Origin of the sequence: Microbispora triticiradicis (genome assembly GCF_005864065.1) — a bacterium.
In the GTDB taxonomy this organism is placed as follows: domain Bacteria; phylum Actinomycetota; class Actinomycetes; order Streptosporangiales; family Streptosporangiaceae; genus Microbispora; species Microbispora triticiradicis.
On the sequence record NZ_VANP01000053.1, the window covers coordinates 1 to 558 of the forward strand.

At 65.2% G+C, this 558-nt stretch carries 2 protein-coding genes; both read left to right on the top strand.

The genetic code is table 11. From position 1 onward, the window contains the following. Positions 1-189: DUF742 domain-containing protein (locus tag FED44_RS35490; RefSeq protein ID WP_138463408.1), on the top strand; the 189-nt coding region annotated here is incomplete at its 5' end. A 7-nt stretch (positions 190-196) separates the two neighbouring features. Beyond that, positions 197-558: GTP-binding protein (locus tag FED44_RS35495; protein WP_187406152.1), on the top strand; the 362-nt coding region annotated here is incomplete at its 3' end.

Below are 558 nucleotides of genomic sequence, written 5' to 3' on the forward strand. Positions count from 1 at the left end.
CTGTGCCGTCAGGTGCGGTCGGTGGCGGAGGTGTCGGCGTTGCTGCGGATTCCGCTGGGTGTGGTTCGTGTGGTGATCGCGGACATGGCGGCGGAGGGGTTGGTGCATGTGCATCAGCCGCAGTTGGAGGCGGGTAAGCCGGATCTGAACTTGCTGGAAAGGGTGCTCAGTGGACTTCGCAGGCTCTAGCCGGGGGCTGACCTCGACGAAGATCGTGGTCGCGGGGGGTTTCGGTGTGGGCAAGACGACTTTCGTGGGGGCGGTGTCGGAGATCGTGCCGTTGACGACGGAGGCGGTGATGACCGACGCGTCGGCGGGTGTGGATGATGTGGGGCTGGTGCCGCACAAGACGACCACGACGGTGGCGATGGATTTCGGGCGGGTGTCGCTGGACCGGGATCTGATTCTTTATCTGTTCGGTACGCCGGGTCAGCATCGGTTCTGGTTCATGTGGGATGACCTGGTGCGGGGGGCGATCGGTGCGGTGGTGCTGGTCGACACCCGGCGGTTGGCCGACAGTTTTCCCGCGGTGGACTACTTCGAGGAGGCGCGGCTGCC